At 75.0% G+C, this 17,768-nt stretch carries 17 protein-coding genes; 11 read left to right on the top strand and 6 right to left on the bottom strand.

The features are described from left to right. A partial coding sequence (locus F8279_RS24590) for a DEAD/DEAH box helicase (protein ID WP_151501203.1) occupies window positions 1-1,060 on the bottom strand: 1,060 nt, incomplete at its 3' end. A 117-nt stretch (window positions 1,061-1,177) separates the two neighbouring features. Further along, window positions 1,178-2,002 carry a hypothetical protein gene (locus F8279_RS24585; RefSeq protein ID WP_151501202.1) on the bottom strand — a complete coding sequence of 275 codons (825 nt, stop codon included), beginning with the start codon at window positions 2,000-2,002 and terminating at the stop codon, window positions 1,178-1,180. 132 nt (window positions 2,003-2,134) lie between these two features. Here F8279_RS24585 and F8279_RS24580 point away from each other — a divergent pair, with 132 nt between their 5' ends. From F8279_RS24580 to F8279_RS24570, 3 genes are read left to right on the top strand one after another with little or no spacing between them, the layout of a single operon-like run. Continuing rightward, on the top strand, window positions 2,135-3,280 hold the full coding sequence (locus tag F8279_RS24580) for a sensor histidine kinase (RefSeq protein ID WP_151501201.1): 1,146 nt from the start codon (window positions 2,135-2,137) through the stop codon (window positions 3,278-3,280). Then, entirely contained in the window at window positions 3,277-3,882 is a 606-nt protein-coding gene (locus F8279_RS24575; RefSeq protein WP_151501200.1) for a response regulator transcription factor, read from the top strand. The genes F8279_RS24580 and F8279_RS24575 overlap by 4 nt, the downstream gene beginning before the upstream one ends. Before the next feature lie 44 nt (window positions 3,883-3,926). Further along, a complete protein-coding gene (locus F8279_RS24570; RefSeq protein WP_151501199.1) occupies window positions 3,927-4,460 on the top strand; it encodes a 2'-5' RNA ligase family protein in 534 nt (177 codons plus the stop codon). 38 nt (window positions 4,461-4,498) lie between these two features. Here F8279_RS24570 and F8279_RS24565 read toward each other — a convergent pair whose 3' ends face one another. Next, window positions 4,499-6,694, bottom strand: a complete 2,196-nt coding sequence (locus F8279_RS24565; RefSeq protein WP_151501198.1) for a family 43 glycosylhydrolase — start codon at window positions 6,692-6,694, stop codon at window positions 4,499-4,501. Window positions 6,695-6,820: 126 nt separating this feature from the next. On the opposite strand from F8279_RS24565, the gene F8279_RS24560 reads away from it, so the two are divergent. The 5 genes from F8279_RS24560 (at window position 6,821) to F8279_RS24540 (ending at window position 12,140) form a co-directional block, all read left to right on the top strand. Beyond that, on the top strand, window positions 6,821-7,564 hold the full coding sequence (locus F8279_RS24560) for a helix-turn-helix transcriptional regulator (protein ID WP_151501197.1): 744 nt from the start codon (window positions 6,821-6,823) through the stop codon (window positions 7,562-7,564). 103 nt (window positions 7,565-7,667) lie between these two features. Then, window positions 7,668-8,669, top strand: a complete 1,002-nt coding sequence (locus F8279_RS24555; RefSeq protein ID WP_225853399.1) for a cytochrome P450 — start codon at window positions 7,668-7,670, stop codon at window positions 8,667-8,669. Continuing rightward, window positions 8,669-9,463, top strand: coding sequence for an isocitrate lyase/phosphoenolpyruvate mutase family protein (locus tag F8279_RS24550; protein WP_151501196.1), 795 nt, complete (start codon window positions 8,669-8,671; stop codon window positions 9,461-9,463). The genes F8279_RS24555 and F8279_RS24550 overlap by 1 nt, the downstream gene beginning before the upstream one ends. 102 nt (window positions 9,464-9,565) lie before the next feature. Further along, window positions 9,566-10,525, top strand: a complete 960-nt coding sequence (locus F8279_RS24545) for a hypothetical protein (RefSeq protein WP_151501195.1) — start codon at window positions 9,566-9,568, stop codon at window positions 10,523-10,525. Between the two features lie 4 nt (window positions 10,526-10,529). Beyond that, window positions 10,530-12,140, top strand: a complete 1,611-nt coding sequence (locus tag F8279_RS24540; RefSeq protein ID WP_151501194.1) for an asparagine synthetase B — start codon at window positions 10,530-10,532, stop codon at window positions 12,138-12,140. Window positions 12,141-12,146: 6 nt separating this feature from the next. Here F8279_RS24540 and F8279_RS24535 read toward each other — a convergent pair whose 3' ends face one another. Beyond that, the gene (locus F8279_RS24535; protein ID WP_151501193.1) at window positions 12,147-13,022 is read right to left on the bottom strand and encodes a transglutaminase domain-containing protein; all 876 of its coding nucleotides are present in this window, start codon (window positions 13,020-13,022) and stop codon (window positions 12,147-12,149) included. Between the two features lie 122 nt (window positions 13,023-13,144). Between F8279_RS24535 and F8279_RS24530 the strand changes: the two genes are divergently transcribed. Together F8279_RS24530 and F8279_RS24525 are read left to right on the top strand one after the other, a co-directional pair. Next, window positions 13,145-13,618, top strand: coding sequence for a DUF1203 domain-containing protein (locus tag F8279_RS24530; protein ID WP_151501192.1), 474 nt, complete (start codon window positions 13,145-13,147; stop codon window positions 13,616-13,618). Between the two features lie 48 nt (window positions 13,619-13,666). Then, window positions 13,667-14,662, top strand: coding sequence for a carcinine hydrolase/isopenicillin-N N-acyltransferase family protein (locus F8279_RS24525; protein ID WP_151501191.1), 996 nt, complete (start codon window positions 13,667-13,669; stop codon window positions 14,660-14,662). Between the two features lie 27 nt (window positions 14,663-14,689). Here the strand turns inward: F8279_RS24525 and F8279_RS24520 are convergent, their stop codons facing one another. Further along, window positions 14,690-15,304 carry an HD domain-containing protein gene (locus F8279_RS24520; protein ID WP_151501190.1) on the bottom strand — a complete coding sequence of 205 codons (615 nt, stop codon included), beginning with the start codon at window positions 15,302-15,304 and terminating at the stop codon, window positions 14,690-14,692. 84 nt (window positions 15,305-15,388) lie between these two features. After that, window positions 15,389-16,840, bottom strand: coding sequence for an LVIVD repeat-containing protein (locus F8279_RS24515; RefSeq protein ID WP_151501189.1), 1,452 nt, complete (start codon window positions 16,838-16,840; stop codon window positions 15,389-15,391). 138 nt (window positions 16,841-16,978) lie between these two features. On the opposite strand from F8279_RS24515, the gene F8279_RS24510 reads away from it, so the two are divergent. Next, a complete protein-coding gene (locus tag F8279_RS24510) occupies window positions 16,979-17,674 on the top strand; it encodes a DUF305 domain-containing protein (RefSeq protein ID WP_151501188.1) in 696 nt (231 codons plus the stop codon). Window positions 17,675-17,768 lie beyond the last annotated feature (94 nt).

The following is a 17,768-nucleotide window of genomic DNA, read 5'->3' as shown; positions in this document are numbered from 1 at the left end:
CCCGGCCGATGCGGTGGACGTACGACTCCGGGGCGGACGGGACGTCGTAGTTGACCACGTGGGTGAGCTGCTCGACGTCCAGCCCTCGGGCGGCCACGTCGGTGGCGACCAGCAGGTCGGCCGTGCCGGAGCGCAGCCGGCCCATCACCCGGTCCCGCTGCTCCTGGCTCATCCCGCCGTGCAGCGCCTCGGCCCGGTAGCCCCGGCCGTTCATCGTCTCGGTGAGCCGGTCCACCTCCTCACGGCTGCGGCAGAACACGATCGCCGCGGTGGGCGACTCGACGTCCAGCACCCGGCCCAGCGCGGCCGGCTTGTGCCCCCGGGCCACGATGTACGCGCTCTGCCGCACCCGGGGCGCCTCCCCGGCGACCGGCCGCTCCCGCTCGATCCGGATGCGGACCGGGTCGGTCAGGTGCTGCCGGGCCAGCCCGTCGATGCGGGCCGGCATGGTGGCCGAGAACAGCACCGTCTGCCGGCCGGCCGGGGCGTGCTCCAGGATCGCCTCGATGTCCTCGGCGAAGCCCATGTCGAGCATCTCGTCCGCCTCGTCCAGCACCACCGTGCTCAGCGCGCCGAGCCGCAGCGTGCCGCGGGCGATGTGGTCCAGCGCCCGGCCCGGCGTCGCCACCACCACATCCACCCCGTGGTCGAGCGCGCGCAGCTGCCGGCCGATCGGCTGACCACCGTAGATCGGCAGCACCCGGGCGCCCAGGTCCTTGCCGTAGCGGTGGAACGCCTCGGAAACCTGCACGGCCAGCTCACGGGTCGGCACCAGCACCAGCGACACCGGGTCGCCGTCCGGCCGGCCCACCGGCATCCGCTGCAACAGCGGCAGGGCGAACGCGGCGGTCTTGCCCGTACCGGTCGCCGCCTGTCCCAGCAGATCCTGCCCGGCCAGCAGCGGAGGGATCGCCTCCCGCTGGATCGGGGTGGGTTCCTCGTAGCCGAGCGCGGCAAGCGCGCCCAGCAACTCGGTGCGCAGCCCGAGATCCGCGAAGGCGGCGGTGTCCTCGGCGTCGTCGGAAATGGCGGGGTCGGTCGGGGTCGGTGCGGCGCTCATCCGACAAGTTTTTCATCACCGCCTACCGGCGGTCGCGGCGACCGGGGTAAACGTTCGCCGCGCCACGCCGTGCCGTCCCCTCCGGGTGATCCGGCGCAGCCCCGTGCCCCCGCCGGATCACCGGGACAGGACGGCCAGCAGCGTGGTGAGACCCACCCCGACGTCGAACACCGCGCACCACAGCGCGTACCCGCGCGGCACCACCGTGCCGGTGCGGTGGTACCAGGCGTCCCAGGCGGCGTGCCCGAGCCAGCCCACGCCCACCAGCACCCCGGCGACGTCGGCGGACGCCGTCATCGCCACCACCGCCAGACCGCCCCACACGGCCGCCCCGGCGAGCTGCGCCGCCAGCGCCCGCCGGTCGCCCCACTGCCGCCGCCAGGTGCCGATCAGCAGGTAGCCGGCGGGCAGGACCAGCAGCGTCCACGGCGCGAAGACGCTGGGCGCGAACCACATGTCCACGGTCATGAGCAGCCCCAGTCCGGCGGGCCACCCCCGCGCCACCGCCGCGGCGAACGGGTGCCGCGGCGGCGCCGCGGCCGCGTGCCGGTGACGCAGCGCCACCAGCAGCATCGCCGGCACCATCAGCAGGTGACCGCCGAGCAGCAGCGCGTCGTCCCCGACCCACCCGGCCCACCAGGGCGGGAGCAGCAGCAGGAACGGCACGTACATGGCCGCCGACATCTCCGCGGTGGCGGCCCGGCCGTCCCCCCGGTACCACATCCACGCGGCCATGCCCGCCGCCATGTCCGTCGCCATCACCAGCGCGCCCACGTCCGGCCGCGCCAGCACCGCCGTGCCGTCCAGCAGGCTCCCGCCCACCTGCCACAGCGGCCCGAGCAGCACCATCCCGGCCACCATCGCCACCACCATCCCGGCCAGGTGCCGGGTCCGCGCCCACCCGGCCCACCGCCGGGGTACGACCACAGTCATGTCCGTCATGCCCTGACCCTGCCGCCGCCCGGCGCACCGGAGAAGGCGCGTCCGTCACCGGGAAACCGTGCGGATCGCACGGTCCGGCCGTGACATTTCCCGGGGGTGGGCGAGCCGGCGCACGCCCTAGGATCGGCGGGCATGACAGTCGATTCCGCTGACCACCGGCTGCGCCGGGCCCGGCGGGTCACCCTGCTGTCGCTGGCCACGAACGTGTGGACCACTGTGCTGCTGCCCGTCGTCGGCCTGGCCCGTGAACCCGACCCGGTACGCGTCGTGCTCGGCGCCGCCGGGCTGCTCGCGTTCACCGTCGCCCAGATCGCGGTGCTGCACGCGGCGGTCACGCCGTGGCTGCCCGTACCGGCCCGCCGCCGCCGGAACGCCGCGTTGATCGTGGCGGCGCTGCTCAGCCTGCCGCTGCTCGGCCCGGTCGCAGCCGGATCCTGGCCCACCTGGGCGTGGCTCGGGGCGTCCCTGGTCGGCATGACGCCGCTGCTGTTCCGGCCCGTCGTCGCGGCGGTGGCGGCGGCCGGCGTACTCGCGGTGTCCGCCGCCGTCACCTGGTCGACAGTTGGGCCGGTGCCCGCGGCGCTGCTGGTCACCGGCGTCGTGGGCGCCGGGATCGCCGCGCTCACCTGGGTGCAGGTCTGGTTCTGGGACCTGCTCGTGGAGGCCCGGCAGGGGCAGGCCGCCCAGGCGCGGCTCGCCGCGGCCGAGGAACGGTTGCGCTTCGCCCGGGACGTACACGATCTGCTCGGCCACGACCTCACAGTGATCGCGCTCAAGGCCGAGCTGGCGGAGCGGCTGGCGCCGCGCGACGCCGCCCGGGCCGCCCGGGAGGCGGCGGAGGCCCGGCGGCTGGCCGGCTCGGCGCTGACCCGGGTACGGGCGGCGGTGCACGGCTACCGCGCCGTCGACCTGGCCGAGCAGGTCGCCGCGGTGGGGGAGGTGCTGCGCTCCAGTGGGGTACTCACGACAGTGGTCCCGCCGGCCGGTGAGGTGCCCGCGCCGATCGCCGCCGACCTGGCCGCCGTGCTGCGCGAGGCCGGGACGAACGTGCTGCGGCACAGCCGGGCCGGCTGGTGCCGGATCGAGATCACCCGGACCGACGGCGTGGTGACGCTGACCGTACGCAACGACGGCGTCCGCGACGACGGCGGACCGGATCGGCTCAGCGGCGGCCTGCGCGGCCTGGCCGACCGGCTCGCTCCGGCCGGCGGCCGGGTCCGGACGCACGTCGCCGACGGCGTGTTCAGCCTGGTGGCCACAGTGCCGGTGACGCCGTGATCCGAGTGCTGCTGGCCGACGACGAGGAGCTGATCCGGCTCGCCCTCGCCGCGCTGCTCGACCTGGAACCGGACATCGAGGTCGTCGCGCACGCCCACGACGGGCGCAGCGCCCTGGACGCGGCGCTGGCCCACCGCCCGGACGTCGCCGTGCTCGACCTGGAGATGCCGCCGCCCGGCGGCGTCGAGGTCGCCGCCGAGCTGACCCGGGCGCTGCCCGGCTGCGCCCCGGTGATCCTCACCGGACACGGCCGGCCCGCTCAGCTCCGGCCGGCGCTCACCGCCGGGGTACGCGGGTTCCTCGCCAAGGGCGCCCCCGGCGGCGCGCTGGCCGACGTGATCCGCCGGGTGCACTCCGGCGCCCGCTACGTCGATCCCGCACTCGCGGCCGAGGCGCTCACGCTGCCGGAGTGCCCGCTCACGCCGCGTGAGCTGGAGACGCTGCGGCTGGCCGAGCTGGGCACCCCGGTCACGGTGATCGCCCGGCGGACCCATCTGGCCGCCGGAACGGTCCGCAACCACCTGAGCGCCTGTGTGCAGAAGCTCGGCGCCGCCGACCGGGCGGAGGCGGTGCGGCGGGCGCGCGAGGCCGGCTGGCTCTGACGTACGGGGCGTCGCGGGCGGCTGACGCCGACTAGCCTGATCACGTGCGGACGGTCGAACTGCTCTGCTCGCCCGAGCTGGAAGCGGCGGTTCGCGCTGCCTGGGACCGGCTCGCCGCCGCCGGGCTGCCCAGCCTGGCCCGCAACACGCACCCGACGAACCGGCCGCACCTGACGCTCGCCTCGGTCGAGGAGTTCCCGCCCGGCGCCGAGCAGCGGCTGGCCGACCTCTGCGACGCGGCGCTGCCGCTGCCGGTGCGGCTGGGCCGGGTGGCGGTGCTCGACGGCAGCGCGCCGCTGGTGTGGCTGGTCCGGCCGACACCGCAGCTCGTCGCGCTGCACGGCGCGGTCTGGGACGTGCTCGCCGAGGCGTCCGGCGGGCACTCGTGGCACCAGCCCGGCCGGTGGGTGCCGCACCTGAGCCTGGCGTTGCGGTTCGGCGCGGCGGACCGGCGCCGGGCCCGGGCGGTCGCCGCGGCGCACCCGCCGGCCGGGTCGTTCGTGGCGGCGCGCAGCTACGACGGCGACACCCGCACGGTCAGCGAGCTGAGCACCGCCTGCCCGCGTTCCGGCGGCTGAGCCGGGGCCGCCCCCACGACAGGGGACGGCCCCGAGTGTCAGCGGTGGAAGCGCAGGTAGTCGAACTCGGCCGTCACCGCCGGTGCCGCGCCGCCGTGCGCCACCAGCCCGATCCGGGGCGTCGTGCCCGCCGGGAACGTCCACACCGCGCCCCACGTCCAGTGCTTGCCGTCGCGGCTGGACCCGGCCCGGAACTCGTGCTCGCCGTCGACCGGGTCGATCCGGTGGGCCAGCCGCAGCCAGGTGGTGGTGCCGGGGGTTCCGACGATGCTGCCGCCGTACACGGGCTGACCGGCGAAGGGCAGCTCGTAGCCGTACTCCACCTGCCGGGTGTTCCAGATCGCCACCTGGGTCAGCCGGGCGAACCGGTCGTCGTCGACGTACGCGACCAGGCCCGCCTGCTGGTAGTTGCGCACGCTGTCCTCGCCCAGGTCCAGCGTCACCTTCGTCTCGGCGACGTAGTTCCCGGCCGGCGCGTCGCGCAGCAGCACCCCGGCGGTGTTGCCGGTGCCGGACAGGTCGGCGTCCTGCACCGGCCAGCGCAGCGCGCCGCCGGACACGGTGGCGGCCGGGTCCTGACGTACCCACTGCCAGGCCGGGTCGAGCCCGCCGGTGAACTCGTCGCTGAAGCCGCGCAGCACCGGGCCGACGCGCGGGTCGGGGACGGCGTGCCGCACCGACCGGTGGAGCCGGGCGGCGCTGACGTTGTCGAACTCGGCCGGACCGCCCTCGGCACGCACGGAGAGGTCACCCGCCGCGGGGCGGGACAGGCGCAGCGACACCCGGGCGACCGGGTCGCCGAGGCGGGACGGGCTGAGCGTGGCGACGAGCTGCCGCCCGCGTACCTCGATCGCGAGGTTGTGCCGGTCGCGCAGGTCGAGGCCGGCGGGCAGCGCCGTGGTCGCCGCGCCGGCGGTCAGCCGGCCGCGCCCGACGCGGACGTCCACGCCGCCCAGCCGCAGCCCGGCGGTGGCCGCGCCGGTCAGCCGCAGGTCGGTCTCCACCCGCAGGTCACCGCCGATCCGGGTACGCGAGGTGAGCGTGCCGCTGCCGGTCAGCACCCCGCCGGCGGCCTGCCAGCGGCCGTGCTCGGCCCGCCAGCCGCGCAGGTCGGCGGTGGCGAAACGGGCGTCGACCGGGCCGGTGGTGACGGGCGCGGGCCGGGCGGTGTCGGAGGGGCCGGCGCCCGCGTTCACTGTGGGCCACCCGTCGATCCAGTCGAGGCGGTCCAGCAGCATCGGCCGCTCGTTGACGCCGAACGGCTCGTCCAGGTACGGGTCGGCGCGGTCGATCGCGTGGTAGACGATCCAGTCCTGCCCGGACAGGTCGGTGAGGACCGCGTTGTGCCCGGTGCCGATCCAGCGGTTGCCGTTCTGGGTGAGCACGGGCGTGCCGCCGGCCCGGGACACGTCGAGGCGCTGCCCGTCGCGGTCGGTGAACGGGCCGCGCGGGTCACGGGACCGGCCGACCTGGACGGAGTAGCCGGTGGCCGGCCCGGCGCAGCAGTTCGCGGTGGAGGCGAACACATAGTACCAGCCGTCGCGGCGCAGCACGTATCCGCCCTCGAACTTGTTGTCGACCGCGACCGGCGTCGAGGTGCCGACGGCGCGCAGCCCGTCCGGGGACAGCTCGGTGACCGAGATGCCGCCGTAGTAGCTGCCGTAGTAGAGCCAGTGGCGGCCGTCGGCGCCGGTGAGCTGGCTCGGGTCGATCGTCCACAGGTAACCGCCGCCGGCACCCGGGCGCGGCGCGACCACAGGCGTGTCGGCGAACGTCCACGGGCCCGCCGGGCTCGGCGCTGTGGCCACGCCCACGGCGGTGTCGAACGTGTCGTCGGAGACGGTGGTGTCGGTGACCGTCACGTACATCACCCACCGGCCCGCCACCCGCCGCACGTCGGGCGCCCAGAACGCGGCGCCGGGAGCGGCGTAGGCGGGCCGCTGGTCCGGGGCGAACGCGTCGCCGGCGTATACCCAGTCGACCAGGTCGGCGGAGCGGGCGATCGGCACCCGGTGCGTGCGCCCCTCGCCCTCGCGCAGCGGGTCGGAGGTGCCGAAGGCGTACCAGAGTCCGTCGTCGCCGCGCACCACTACCGGGTCGGCGAAGGTGTCGGCGAACCCGGCGGAGACCGGGTTGCGGTAGCGGTCGGGCCCGGCGGCGGACGCGGGGGCCGCACCGGCGAGCAGAAGCGTGAGTACGGCGGCGAGCGCGCCACCGCGGCGGAGGTGTCCCATCGGGCCTGCCTCGGAGTAGACGGAGGTCACTGCGGTGCCCCGTTTCTACAACGTTGGAGACGACTGTGTAAAGGACTGGGGCACCGTTCGGCGCGGCCCGAACCGTGCCCGTGTCAGCATGGGCCGATGACCACTGGCGCCGACGGCCGCGGACTCGCCGGGTTCGCCGCGCTGCTCGCCGACCCCACCCGGGCCGGCTTCTGCCTCGCCCTGCTCGACGGCCGCGCCTGGACCGCCGGGGAACTGGCCCGCGCCGCCGGGGTCGCCGCGTCCACGGCGAGCGACCACCTCACCCGGCTGGTGGCCGGCGGCCTGCTCGTCGAGGAGCGGCAGGGCCGCCACCGGTACGTCCGCCTCGCCGACCCGGGCGTCGCCCAGCTCGTCGAGGACCTGGCCGCGCGGGCGCCCGCCCGGGCCACCCCGCCCCGCACGTTGCGCGCCGCGTCGGCCGGCGCCGCCCTGGCGTACGCCCGCACCTGCTACGACCACCTGGCCGGGCGGCTCGGCGTGCTGGTGTACGACGCCCTGCTCGACCGTGGTGTGCTCGACCGCTCCGGTGGCCTGGCGCTGACCGGCAACGGCGTGACCTGGCTGGCCGGTCTCGGCGTGCCGGTCGAACCGCTGCGCGCGACGCGGCGGCCGCTCGTCCGCGACTGCCTGGACTGGACCGAGCGACGTCCGCACCTGGCCGGCGCGCTCGGGGCGGCGCTGTGCGGACGCTTCCTCGACCTCGGCTGGACGACGCGGGGGACCGGACGGGCGGTACGGCTCACCCCGTCCGGCCGGGACGCGCTGGCCGAGGCGCTCGCGCTCGACACTGCGCTGCTGGCCCCGCCCGCATCCCGCGACAGCGGCCCGGCGCGCGCCTGACCCGCCCGCGCCCGCGGCACCGGTCCCGCCCGCGTCTGACCGCCGGTGTGCCCGGCCGGATCGTTCGGTCCGGACCGAACTGTCAGCGCCCTACGGTCGGGCGATGGATTCACCGACGATCACGGCTGCTCCGGGCACACCGCCCTGCGGGCCGCCGACCTCGGGCGACGGCGGCTGGGTGGTCACCCGGTACGCGGACGTCGTCTCCGTCCTGACCGATCCCCGCTGCGTGGTGCCGCCCGCCGAGGAGGCGCCGGAGGGTGGCCTGGCGTGGCTGCGCGCCTCGGTGAGCCGGTTCAGTCCGCCGGACCGGCATGCCGCGCGGCGAGCCGTCGGGGTGGCGGCGCTCGACACGCTCGACCCACGGGAACTGCGCCTCGCCGCCGAACGCCTGACCGGGCGGATCCTCGACCGCGCCGCGACCGGGGACAACGGCGGTGGCCGGGTGGACGTGACCGGTGACCTGGCTCGGCGCGTACCCCTCGTGGTGCTGGCGGAACGGCTCGGCCTGGCCGACCCGGCGGCGGCCGTCCCGGAGGTGACGGCGGTGGCCGCCGCCTACCACCCGGGCGCCGATCCGGCGGCGGCGCGGCGGGCGGACCGGGCGGTGGCGGCGCTGCTGGTCATGTCGCCGCCCGCTCCGGCCGAGGTCACCGCGAACCGGCTCGGGCTGCTGGTGCAGGCCGCCGACGCCACCGCCGGGCTGATCGTGGCCACCGTCCGGCACGGGCTCGCCGCGCCGCACGGGCTCGGGACCGACGCGCTGCTCGCCGAGGTGCTGCGCCTCGACCCGCCGGTGCGGGTCACCCGCCGGGTCGCCGCCGACGCGCTGAGCCTGGACGGCCGGCTGGTGCGCGCGGGGGAGCGGCTGCTGCTCCGGTTCGATGCGGCCAACCGCGACCCTGCGGCCTTCCCGGAGCCGGACCGTTTCCGCGCCGGCCGGGCGCGTGCCGCGCTGACGTTCGGCGCCGGTCCCCGCGGCTGCCCCGGGCAGCGGCACGCGCTCGCCCTGGCCGCCGGCGTGGTCGGCGTGCTGCGCCACCGCTGCCGTCCCGCCGCCCCGATCCCTGACGTCCCGACGACCCGACTCGAGGTGATCCGGTGATGACCGACAGGTATCGCGCATTCCGTGAGCTGCACCGGCCCGGCGAACCGCTGCTGCTGCCGAACGCCTGGGACCACGCCTCCGCCGCGGCGCTCGCCACCCGGGGCCACCCGGCGATCGGCACCACCAGCCTGGGCGTGGCGGCGGCCGCCGGCCGGCCGGACGCGGTCCGCGCCACCCGCGCCGAGACGCTGGAGCTGGCGTACCGGCTGCGGGACCTGCCGGCGCTGCTGACGGTGGACGTCGAGGACGGCTTCCACGACGACCCGGCGGAGGTCGCCGGGTTCGTGGGCGAACTGGCCGCGCTCGGCGTGGTCGGCGTGAACCTGGAGGACGGCCGCCCGGACGGGCGCCTGGCCCCGGCGGAGCACGTCGCCGCCGTGATCGCGGCCGTCCGCGCCGCCGTACCGCAGGTCTTCGTCAACGCCCGCACCGACGCCTGGTGGCTGGGCGTGCCGTCGCCGCTGGACGAGGCGCGGCGGCGGGCGGCGCTGTTCCGGGCCGCCGGCGCCGACGGCCTGTTCGTTCCGGGCGCGCCCGACGACCTGGTCGGCGTGCTGGCCGGCGAGGCGGGGTTGCCGCTGAACGTGCTGTTCCGGCCGGGCGGCCCGGACCTGGCCGCCCTCGGACGGCTCGGGGTGAGCCGGGTCAGCACCGGCTCGCTGCTGTTCCGGGCGGCCCTCGGCGCGGCGCTGCACCTGGCCGACGCGGTCGCCGCCGGTCGCGAGGCGGTCCTGCCGGCACCACCCGGGTACGAGGAGGTGCAGGCGCTGGCGCAACCGTCCGCCACCTGATCGGGCACTTCGGGGGAGATGGGACGATCGTCGCCCTCTCGGCTCATTACGGTGTGTGCAGGCCCAATCACGCCGTGTCCTGACCGAGAGGGGACGGAGACCATGCGAGTGCCCAGCCGCAGCCCAGGTCGCCAGCCCGGCCCCGCCGTCACGTCTGCCGCTCCCGCCCGCCGGGTGCCCGCCGGCGGCCGGCGTGCCGACATCGCGCCGGACCTGTCCGCGTACCGGGCGGCGGTGGCGGAACTCCTGGTCGAGGTGGGCGCGCTCGCCGACGCGCCGTCCACCACCGCCCGCCAGGTGCTGCTCGACCAGCGGCTGCGCGAACCGGCCATCGCCGCCGTCCTCGACGCCACCCCGCAGGGCCTGATCGGCGCCCGGGAGACGCTGCTGCTGGAGATGGCCCGCTACCAGCCCAACGCGCGCAGCTCGGCGCAGGATCTCACCGCGCTGGTCCGGATCTACCTGCTCTCCCGCATCGACGTGCTCTGGTGGCGGGACAGCGCGACGTTCCTCACCGACGACCAGGTCCGCGTCAGCACCGAACTGGTCGACCTGGAATGGCTGCGCCGCCGCGGCCTGCTCGAGTTCCGCTACCAGGAACAGCCCGGCACAGTGGTGGGACGCGGGCTGCGGGCGGTCCGGCGGCGGCTGCGCCCGGACGCCACGCCGCGCACCGCCGGGCTGCTGTTCCGCCGGGCCCGCCGCGAGATGATCGCCCTCCTCAACGACCTGGCCCGGGAGTTCACGGCCGTCGCGCCGGACGGCACGCCGCCGCTGTGGGTGACCAGCCTGGCCCGCAGCGCCGAGCACCAGTACCGGCTACGCCGCCTCGGGTACGCCGCGATGGTGCCCAGCGGGCACTGCCTCGGCTGGGCCGCCGACGTCGAACTGGAGTGGTACGACCGCTTCGGCGCCCGCCCGGCGCTCGCCGGACTGCTGCTGGCCCGCCAGGACGCCGGTGAGGTGAACGTGGTCGACGAGGGACAGGCCTGGCACGTGTGCCTCGCCCCGGCCGCCCGCCGCCGGTACCGGCGGGCGTACGAGGCCGAGATGGGGGTGTGACCCGGTGTGCGGCATCGCGCTGAGCATCGGCCCCGACGCGGACCCGGCCACGTTCCGGCGGATGCTCGCCGCGCTCGCGCCGCGCGGTGAGGTCACCGAGACCCGGCAGGAACACGGCCTCCTCGCCGGCGTACGGCGGCTGAGGATCGTGGACCGGGAACGGTCCGTCCAGCCGTGGATGTCGCCGGACGAGCGGCACCTGCTCTGCTTCAACGGCGAGATCTTCAACCACCACGAGCTACGCGCCGAGCTGACCCGGCTGGGGCACCCGTTCCGCACCACAGGCGACACCGAGGTGGTGCTCACCGCGTTCCGCCAGTGGGGCGAGAACGCGGTACGCCGGCTGCGCGGCGAGTACGCGTTCGTGATCGTCGAGCGGGACACCGGCCGGGCGTACCTGGCCCGCGACCCGCTCGGGGTCAAGCCGCTGTACTGGTCCCGCCTGCCCGGCTGCCTGCACCTCGCCTCCGAGGTCAAGGCGCTGGTCGGGCACGGTGCGCCGATCGGCGAGGTGGCGCCCGGCTACCACGGCTGGGTCGAACCCGGCCACCCGGTCCGGCTGGGCCCGCACGTCGACCTGCTCACCCTCGGCGACGGCCTGCCGGTGATCGACGACCCGGACGAGGCCGCCCTGCTGGTCCGCGTCGCGCTCACCGACGCGATGCGCGCCCGGCTGGACACCGACCTCACCGTCGGCGTGGTGCTCTCCGGCGGCCTGGACAGCTCGCTGGCGCTGCTGCACGCCCGGGAACTGCACCCCGACTGCGTGGCGGTCACCATCGGCGTGCCGGAGAGCCCGGACGTCGCGTACGCCCGGCGGCTCGCCGCCGACCTCGGCGTACCGCACGAGGTGATCGAGCTGCGCCCGCGCGACATCCGGCTCGCCGACGTCCGCGAGGCGATCCGGATCTCCGAGCTGACCGAGTACGGCGACATCATCAACGCGGTCGTCTCGGTGCCGATCTTCCGGCGGCTGCGCGAGCTGGGCGTACGCGTGGTGCTCACCGGCGACGGCTCGGACGAGCTGTTCGGCGGGTACCCGATGTACCACCGCGTCGGGCCGGAGCGGTCCCGCCGCCTGTTCCTTCACAAGATCCGCAACCTGTGCCGGACCGAGCTGCAACGGGTGGACCGGGCCAGCATGGCGCACGGCGTGGAGGCCCGGGTGCCGTTCCTCGACCTCAGCGTCGTCGAGCTGGCCATGCGGCTGCCGCTGGGCGTGAAACTGCGCGACGGGCAGGAGAAGTGGATCGTCCGGCGGGCCTTCGCGGACCTGCTGCCGGAGTACGTGCGGCAGCGGCCGAAGAACCCGATGTCGTACTCGTCGGGGCTGCACGAGCGGGCCCGCCTCTACAAGCCGCTGTTCGCCCGGCTGCACCGCTCCTTCGGCTACGACCTGCTCGAACCGGTGCGCCGGGACTTCGACAGCGTGCTCACCCGTTGCGGCAACGACCTCGACCGGGCGATCGCGGAAGGCATGGCCCGGCCCGACTACACGGTGCTCGAACACGCCCGGGACCTGGTCGGCGCGGCCCGCTGGAACGCCGCCCCGATGGTCCGCCGGCTGGTCAACCCACGCCGCATCCGCGGCGACGAGGCGCCCCTGCCCGGGTGAGCCCGGTCAGCGCCGCAGGTCGACGTCGGCGGCCGTGCCGGAGACCGGGTCGACGCAGTGGACCGTCGGGCCCGGACGCAACCGGGCGTCCGAGGCGTACCGCCGGGCCAGCTCCCGCTCGGCGGCGGCGTCGCCGCGGTCGGCGGCCACCAGCAGCGCGGCGACCTCGTCGACGAGCGTGAGGTCGGCCCCGGTCAGGTCCTCGGTCATCGCCCCGAAACCGTCCCAGAGCAGCACCTCGTCCTTGTGCCGGTGGGCCAGCTCCAGCAGCACGTAGTCGTGGACGAGCCAGTCGCCCCGGATCGGCAGCGACGGGTCCACGCCGTAGGTGTCCGGGTCGATCCGGCCCGCCCGGTACGCCAGCCACACCCGGGCCGCCGACTCGAAGTGCCCCGCCTCCGGGTCGATGTCGTAGCCGTCGAACGGCCGGTCGCCGGCCGGATCCAGCTCCGGATCGGACCAGACCCAGCGCTCGCCGTCCCACCACTCGGCGACCACGTGGTCGTGGTGCCAGCCGGGCACGAAGTAGCTCACGAACCCGATCCGGCTGCGTGCCGGGATCCCGTGCTGGCGCAGCGCCGCGACGGTGAGCAGCGTGTGGTCCCGGCAGCAGCCGGCGACCCGCTCGGCGGCCGGGCGCTCGGCGGTCAGCGGCAGCGGGAACCGGGACTGGTCGGCGTCGAGGATGCGGTCCATCCAGCGCAGGTTCACCTCGGCCCGGCGGACGTCCGGCAGCTCCACGCCACCGGCGCGGTAGTGGACGATCACGTTGCGGGCTGTCGCCGCGACGGTGGGCAGGTCGGCGGGCACGGCGTCCAGCAGCGCCGCATGGTGGCGGGGATCGCTGTACGGGGAGTGGGTCCGGTAGTCGTCGACGTCCATCCGGCCATTGTCGGCGCCGGACCCGGCCGGCGGGTGCCCGCTCGGTGCTCAATTTCGCGGCACCCGAATGCCAGGTCCGATCACCGCCAGCGCCGCGGTCCGGGCCGCGCCAGGCTGGGACCGTGACGACCACCCGTACCGCGTTCCGGATCCGCCCGCTGCCCGCCGGGACGCTCGCCGAGCTGCGCCGTACCGGCCGCGACGCCACCGGGCAGCCGCCCGAGCACCGGCGCGCCACCGGCGGCGAGCCGCTGCGCTGCTGCCTGCGCGACGCCCGGCCGGACGAGGCGCTGCTGCTGTTCGGGTACGCCCCGCCGCTGCCAGCGGGCCCGTACCGCGAGGTGGGGCCGGTGTTCGCGCACGACACCGGCTGCGCCGGCCCGGACGACGTGACGGCGTACCCGTCCCGGTGGCGCGCACGGGAGCAGGTGCTGCGCGCGTACGACAGCCGGGGCCGCATCGTGGGCGGACGGCGACACGACGGCGGTGACCCGGAGGCGGTGATCGCGGAGTTGTTCGCCGACCCGGCGGTGGACCTGCTGCACAGCCGCAACGTCGTGTACGGCTGCTGGATGTTCGCTGTCGTGCGGAGCTGACCGGGTCCCGGATGGACATCGGCGGACGCCTCTTCTAGCGTCGCTGTCATGCGGAGGACCCTCATCGCCGGCGGGCTCGCGCTGCTCCTGCTCGGCACGGCCTGCGGGGAGAGCCGCCGGTCCGACCCGCCGGCCGTCGCCGGCTCGCCGACCGCCTCCCGGCAGGACGCGGGGCAGGTCGAGCGGACCCTGGCCAGCCTCCGCAAGATCGACGACCTGCCGATGTACGAGATGACGTACGACGGCGACTACGACCCGACCGCCGGGCTGGCCGGCTCGACGCCGCCGAGCCCGTTCGGCTGCTCGCTGTTCGCCGCGCTCGCCGACCGCGACCGGCCGCTGTTCGCCCGCAACTTCGACTGGCAGCCGAACCCCGCGCTGGTGCTGCGCACCGACCCGCCGGACGGGTACGCCTCGATCTCCCTCGTGGACATCTCGTACCTGGGCGTGTCCGCCGACCCGACGGGGGACCGGCGGCTGCTGGACGCGCCGCTGCTGCCGTTCGACGGCATGAACGAGCGGGGTCTCGCGGTCGGGCTGGCCGCCGACGACGGGGCACGCGCCGAGCCGGTTCCCGGACGGCCGAAGGTGGGTTCGGTGCGCATCCTGCGCCTGGTGCTCGACTCGGCCGCCACCGTGGACGAGGCGGTCGCCGTGTTCCGGCGCTACAACCTCGACTTCGACGGCGGGCCGCCGCTGCACTACCTGCTGGCCGACGCCACCGGCGCGTCCGCGGTGGTGGAGTTCGTCGACGGGAAGCTCACAGTGGACCGGCGACAGGGCCCGTGGCAGGCGCTGACGAACGTGCCCGCTGTCGGGGTGCCGGACCGGGAACTGCGCCAGGACCACAGGTACGGGGTGCTGGCGAAGGAACTGGACCGCACCGGTGGGGTGGTCGACGCGGCCGGGGCGCTGCGGCTGCTCAACGCGGTACGCCAGTCGCACACCCGCTGGTCGGTGACGTACGGGCTGCGCAGCGGCGAGGTGCGGGTGGTGACCGCCGGTGGCGGCACCCGCGACTACCGGCTGCCGATGAGCGACTGACCACGACCGCGGTGGCGCCGGACCGCGTCAGACGATCGGCTGCCGGTACCTGGCGGCGAGTGTGGACAGATCCGGCTCGCCGAATCGCTCGACGAGCGCCGCGAACCGGTCGACCTTGTCCGCGCCGAAGCGCCGTACGGCCACCGCGTAGGAGGCGGCGGAGACGAACGACGGCGGCGTGGTCTTGCTGTGGAACTTGTCGGCGTACATCACGAGGTGTTCCTCGGCGGTGACGGCCGTGTAGTCGGCGGCCGGGATCGGCAGCCCTTGCCGGCGGACGTCCGCCCGGGTGATCCCGACGCCGGTGTGACGGGAGCAGAACCGGGCGATCACCTCGGGCAGCCCCGCCTCCCGCGCCAGTGCGTGGCCCAGCACGCCGTGCCGCACGTAGCCCCGCTCGTCGATCCGCCCGTCGGCGTCGTAGAGGCGGTAGACCCCGATGTCGTGCAGCAGGCTGCCGGCCCGCACGACGGCGACGTCCGCGTCCACGCCGCTGCGGTCGAGCAGTTGTTCGGCGATGTCGCACACGATCCGGCAGTGCGTCCAGACGAGGCGCAACGCCTCGCGGGACGGCGCGAGCCGTTCGTGCAGAGCCCGGATCAGGGTGTCGCTCGGCACCGCCGTCCGGTCGTCGATCGTCACTGGACGTGTCCGTTCCCGTGCCGTGACCGCACCGGGCCCGGCGCCCCCGGGAGGGGAGCACCGGGCCCGGCGACGGTCAGCGGGTCACCAGCTCAGATAGCCCGCCTGGGTCTGCACGTTCAGTTCGGGCACCAGCAGGAACTGCGCCAGCCAGGTACGCGGGTCACGCAGCTCCAGCACGTCCAGTCCCTTCTGGATGTCGCTGGAGTAGATGTGGCCGTTGTACCAGTAGGCCGACCAGGACCCGCCGGTACGCAGCTGCGAGGCGTCCAGCGGCCCACGCTCCCAGTAGGCGATCTCCTTGGGCTTGCGCGAGTCGGTGAAGTCCCACACCGAGATGCCGCCCTGGTACCAGGCCTGGACCATGATGTCGCGGCCGGGCACCGGGATCAGCGAGCCGTTGTGGGCCACGCAGTTCTCCGTGTCCGCGTTGACGCGGGGGATCTTGTAGTAGCTGCGGAACTCCAGCTTGCGGGCGTCGCCGCGCCCGGTGATGTCGTAGATGGCGTCCGCGCCGCGGTTCGGGCCGACCACCTCGTTGCAGGTGGCCGCGCCGCCGCCGCCCAGCTCGTCGGTGAAGACGACCTTGGTGCCGGCGTTGTTGAACGTGGCCGAGTGCCAGAACGCGAAGTTCTCCGCGTCGGTGACCCGCTCGATCAGCCGGGGCGCCTCGCGGTTGGAGATGTCCAGCAGGATGCCGTCACCCATGCAGGCGCCCGCGGCCAGGTCCTTCGACGGGTACGCCGTGATGTCGTGGCAGCCGGTGGTGGCGGACGACTGGCCCGGGATGCCCGGGTAGCCGCCGTCCGGGAACAGGTTCGGCGTGGCGACCACGGAGGCCGTGGTGGGGTTCTTCACCGGCACCTTGACGATCGAGATGGAGTCGTGCGGCGGCTGGCAGTCCGGGAAGTCGGCGCGCGGGCTGTACGACGAGACGTACAGGTAGACGTTGCGCTTGTCCTTGCCGGGCACGAGCGTGTGGGTGTGTGAGCCGCACGCCGTCTCGACCGACTTGATGTAGCGCGGGTTGCGCTTGTCGCCGATGTCGAAGATCTTGATGCCCTCCCAGGACTCCTTCACCGACGCCGGCTGGGTGGCGCTGGCGCAGGAGTCGTCGCTGCGGGAGGAGTCGGTCGACAGGAACAGCAGGTTGCCGTGGACCGAGATGTCGTTCTGCGAGCCGGGGCAGAGCACCTGCGACACGATCGTCGGGCGGTTCGGGCGGGAGACGTCGTAGACGACGAACCCGTCGTAGTTGCCGACGAACGCGTACCGCCCCTGGAAGGCGATGTCGGTGCCGAAGGCGGCCGTGGTGTCGAACGGCGCCTGCTTCGGCAGGTTCGCCACCTGACGCAGGTTGGGGCTGCTGGAGATCTCGTCGACACCGGGGACGGCGTTGTCCACCGTGGTCGGCGCGGCCTGGGCGCGGGGGATCTCCTGCGCGCTGCTCGGGGGCGCGGTGAATACGCCGGCGAGCAGCAGGCCGGCGGCGGCCAGGCTGACGATCCGGATGCGGGACGTGCGGATGTTGATCATCGGCAACACCCTTCGAAAGGGGGTCATGATTCGCCACACCTTACCTATTGGAGACGTCCATCAATGTGATCTGGGTCACACGAGGGAACTTTCGTCTATGGATAGGATCGCTGTCACCTTGACCGGAGGAGGCGTCGTATGACCAGCCGGCAGGCGCGGGTGTGGGTGGGCGTCACAGCGCTGGTGACCCTCGTGGTGGTCGGCGCGCTGACGCTGACCGGGCGCGACGACGCCCGTACCCCGGAGGCGGCCGGAACCGTCGCGGTGGCCGAGCCGAGTGCGAGCGCCGCCGAGCCGGCGCCACCCGTGCTGGTGCCGGGGCGCCCGGGGGAGCCTGCCGCGACCCGCCCCGCCGAGCAGGTCCGGGGCGCCACCACGCCGCGGTGGAACAGCCTCGACGTCTGGTACGTCCGGATGATGATCCCGCACCACGAGCAGGCCCTGGAGATGGCGGCGCTCGCGCCCGAGCGCGCCGCCGACGCGCGCATCCGCGCCGTGGCCGAGCGGATCCGCGCCGCGCAGGGTCCGGAGGTCGGCCTGCTGCGCGCCTGGCTCGGCACGCGTGACCTGCCCGCCGACGTGCCCGGGCACGACCACGGCAGCATGCGCGGGATGCAGTCCGCCGAGGCGATGCGGCGGCTCGCGGACGCGCGCGGTGCGACGTTCGACAGGCTGTTCGTGCAGATGATGTCCGATCACCATCGGGGCGCGATCGTCATGTCCACCGACCTGCTCAAGGTCGGCGTCGACCAGCCGATGCAGGAGTTCGCCACCGCGGTCGCGGTCGAGCAGTCCGCCGAGATCACCCGCATGCAGGCCCTCCTGACCCCCTGACCCCCGCCCTCGCTCCGTCGATCATGAGGTTGGCTGCGACAAATCGGACAGCAATCACCGCCAACTTCATGATCGACGGGGTGGAAGGCGGGGG

It is taken from the genome of Micromonospora sp. AMSO1212t (genome assembly GCF_008868145.1).
GTDB classification, from domain to species: Bacteria; Actinomycetota; Actinomycetes; order Mycobacteriales; family Micromonosporaceae; genus Micromonospora; species Micromonospora tulbaghiae.
Note: the sequence above shows the minus strand (reverse complement) of the source record. Positions and strands in the feature narration are given on the sequence as shown.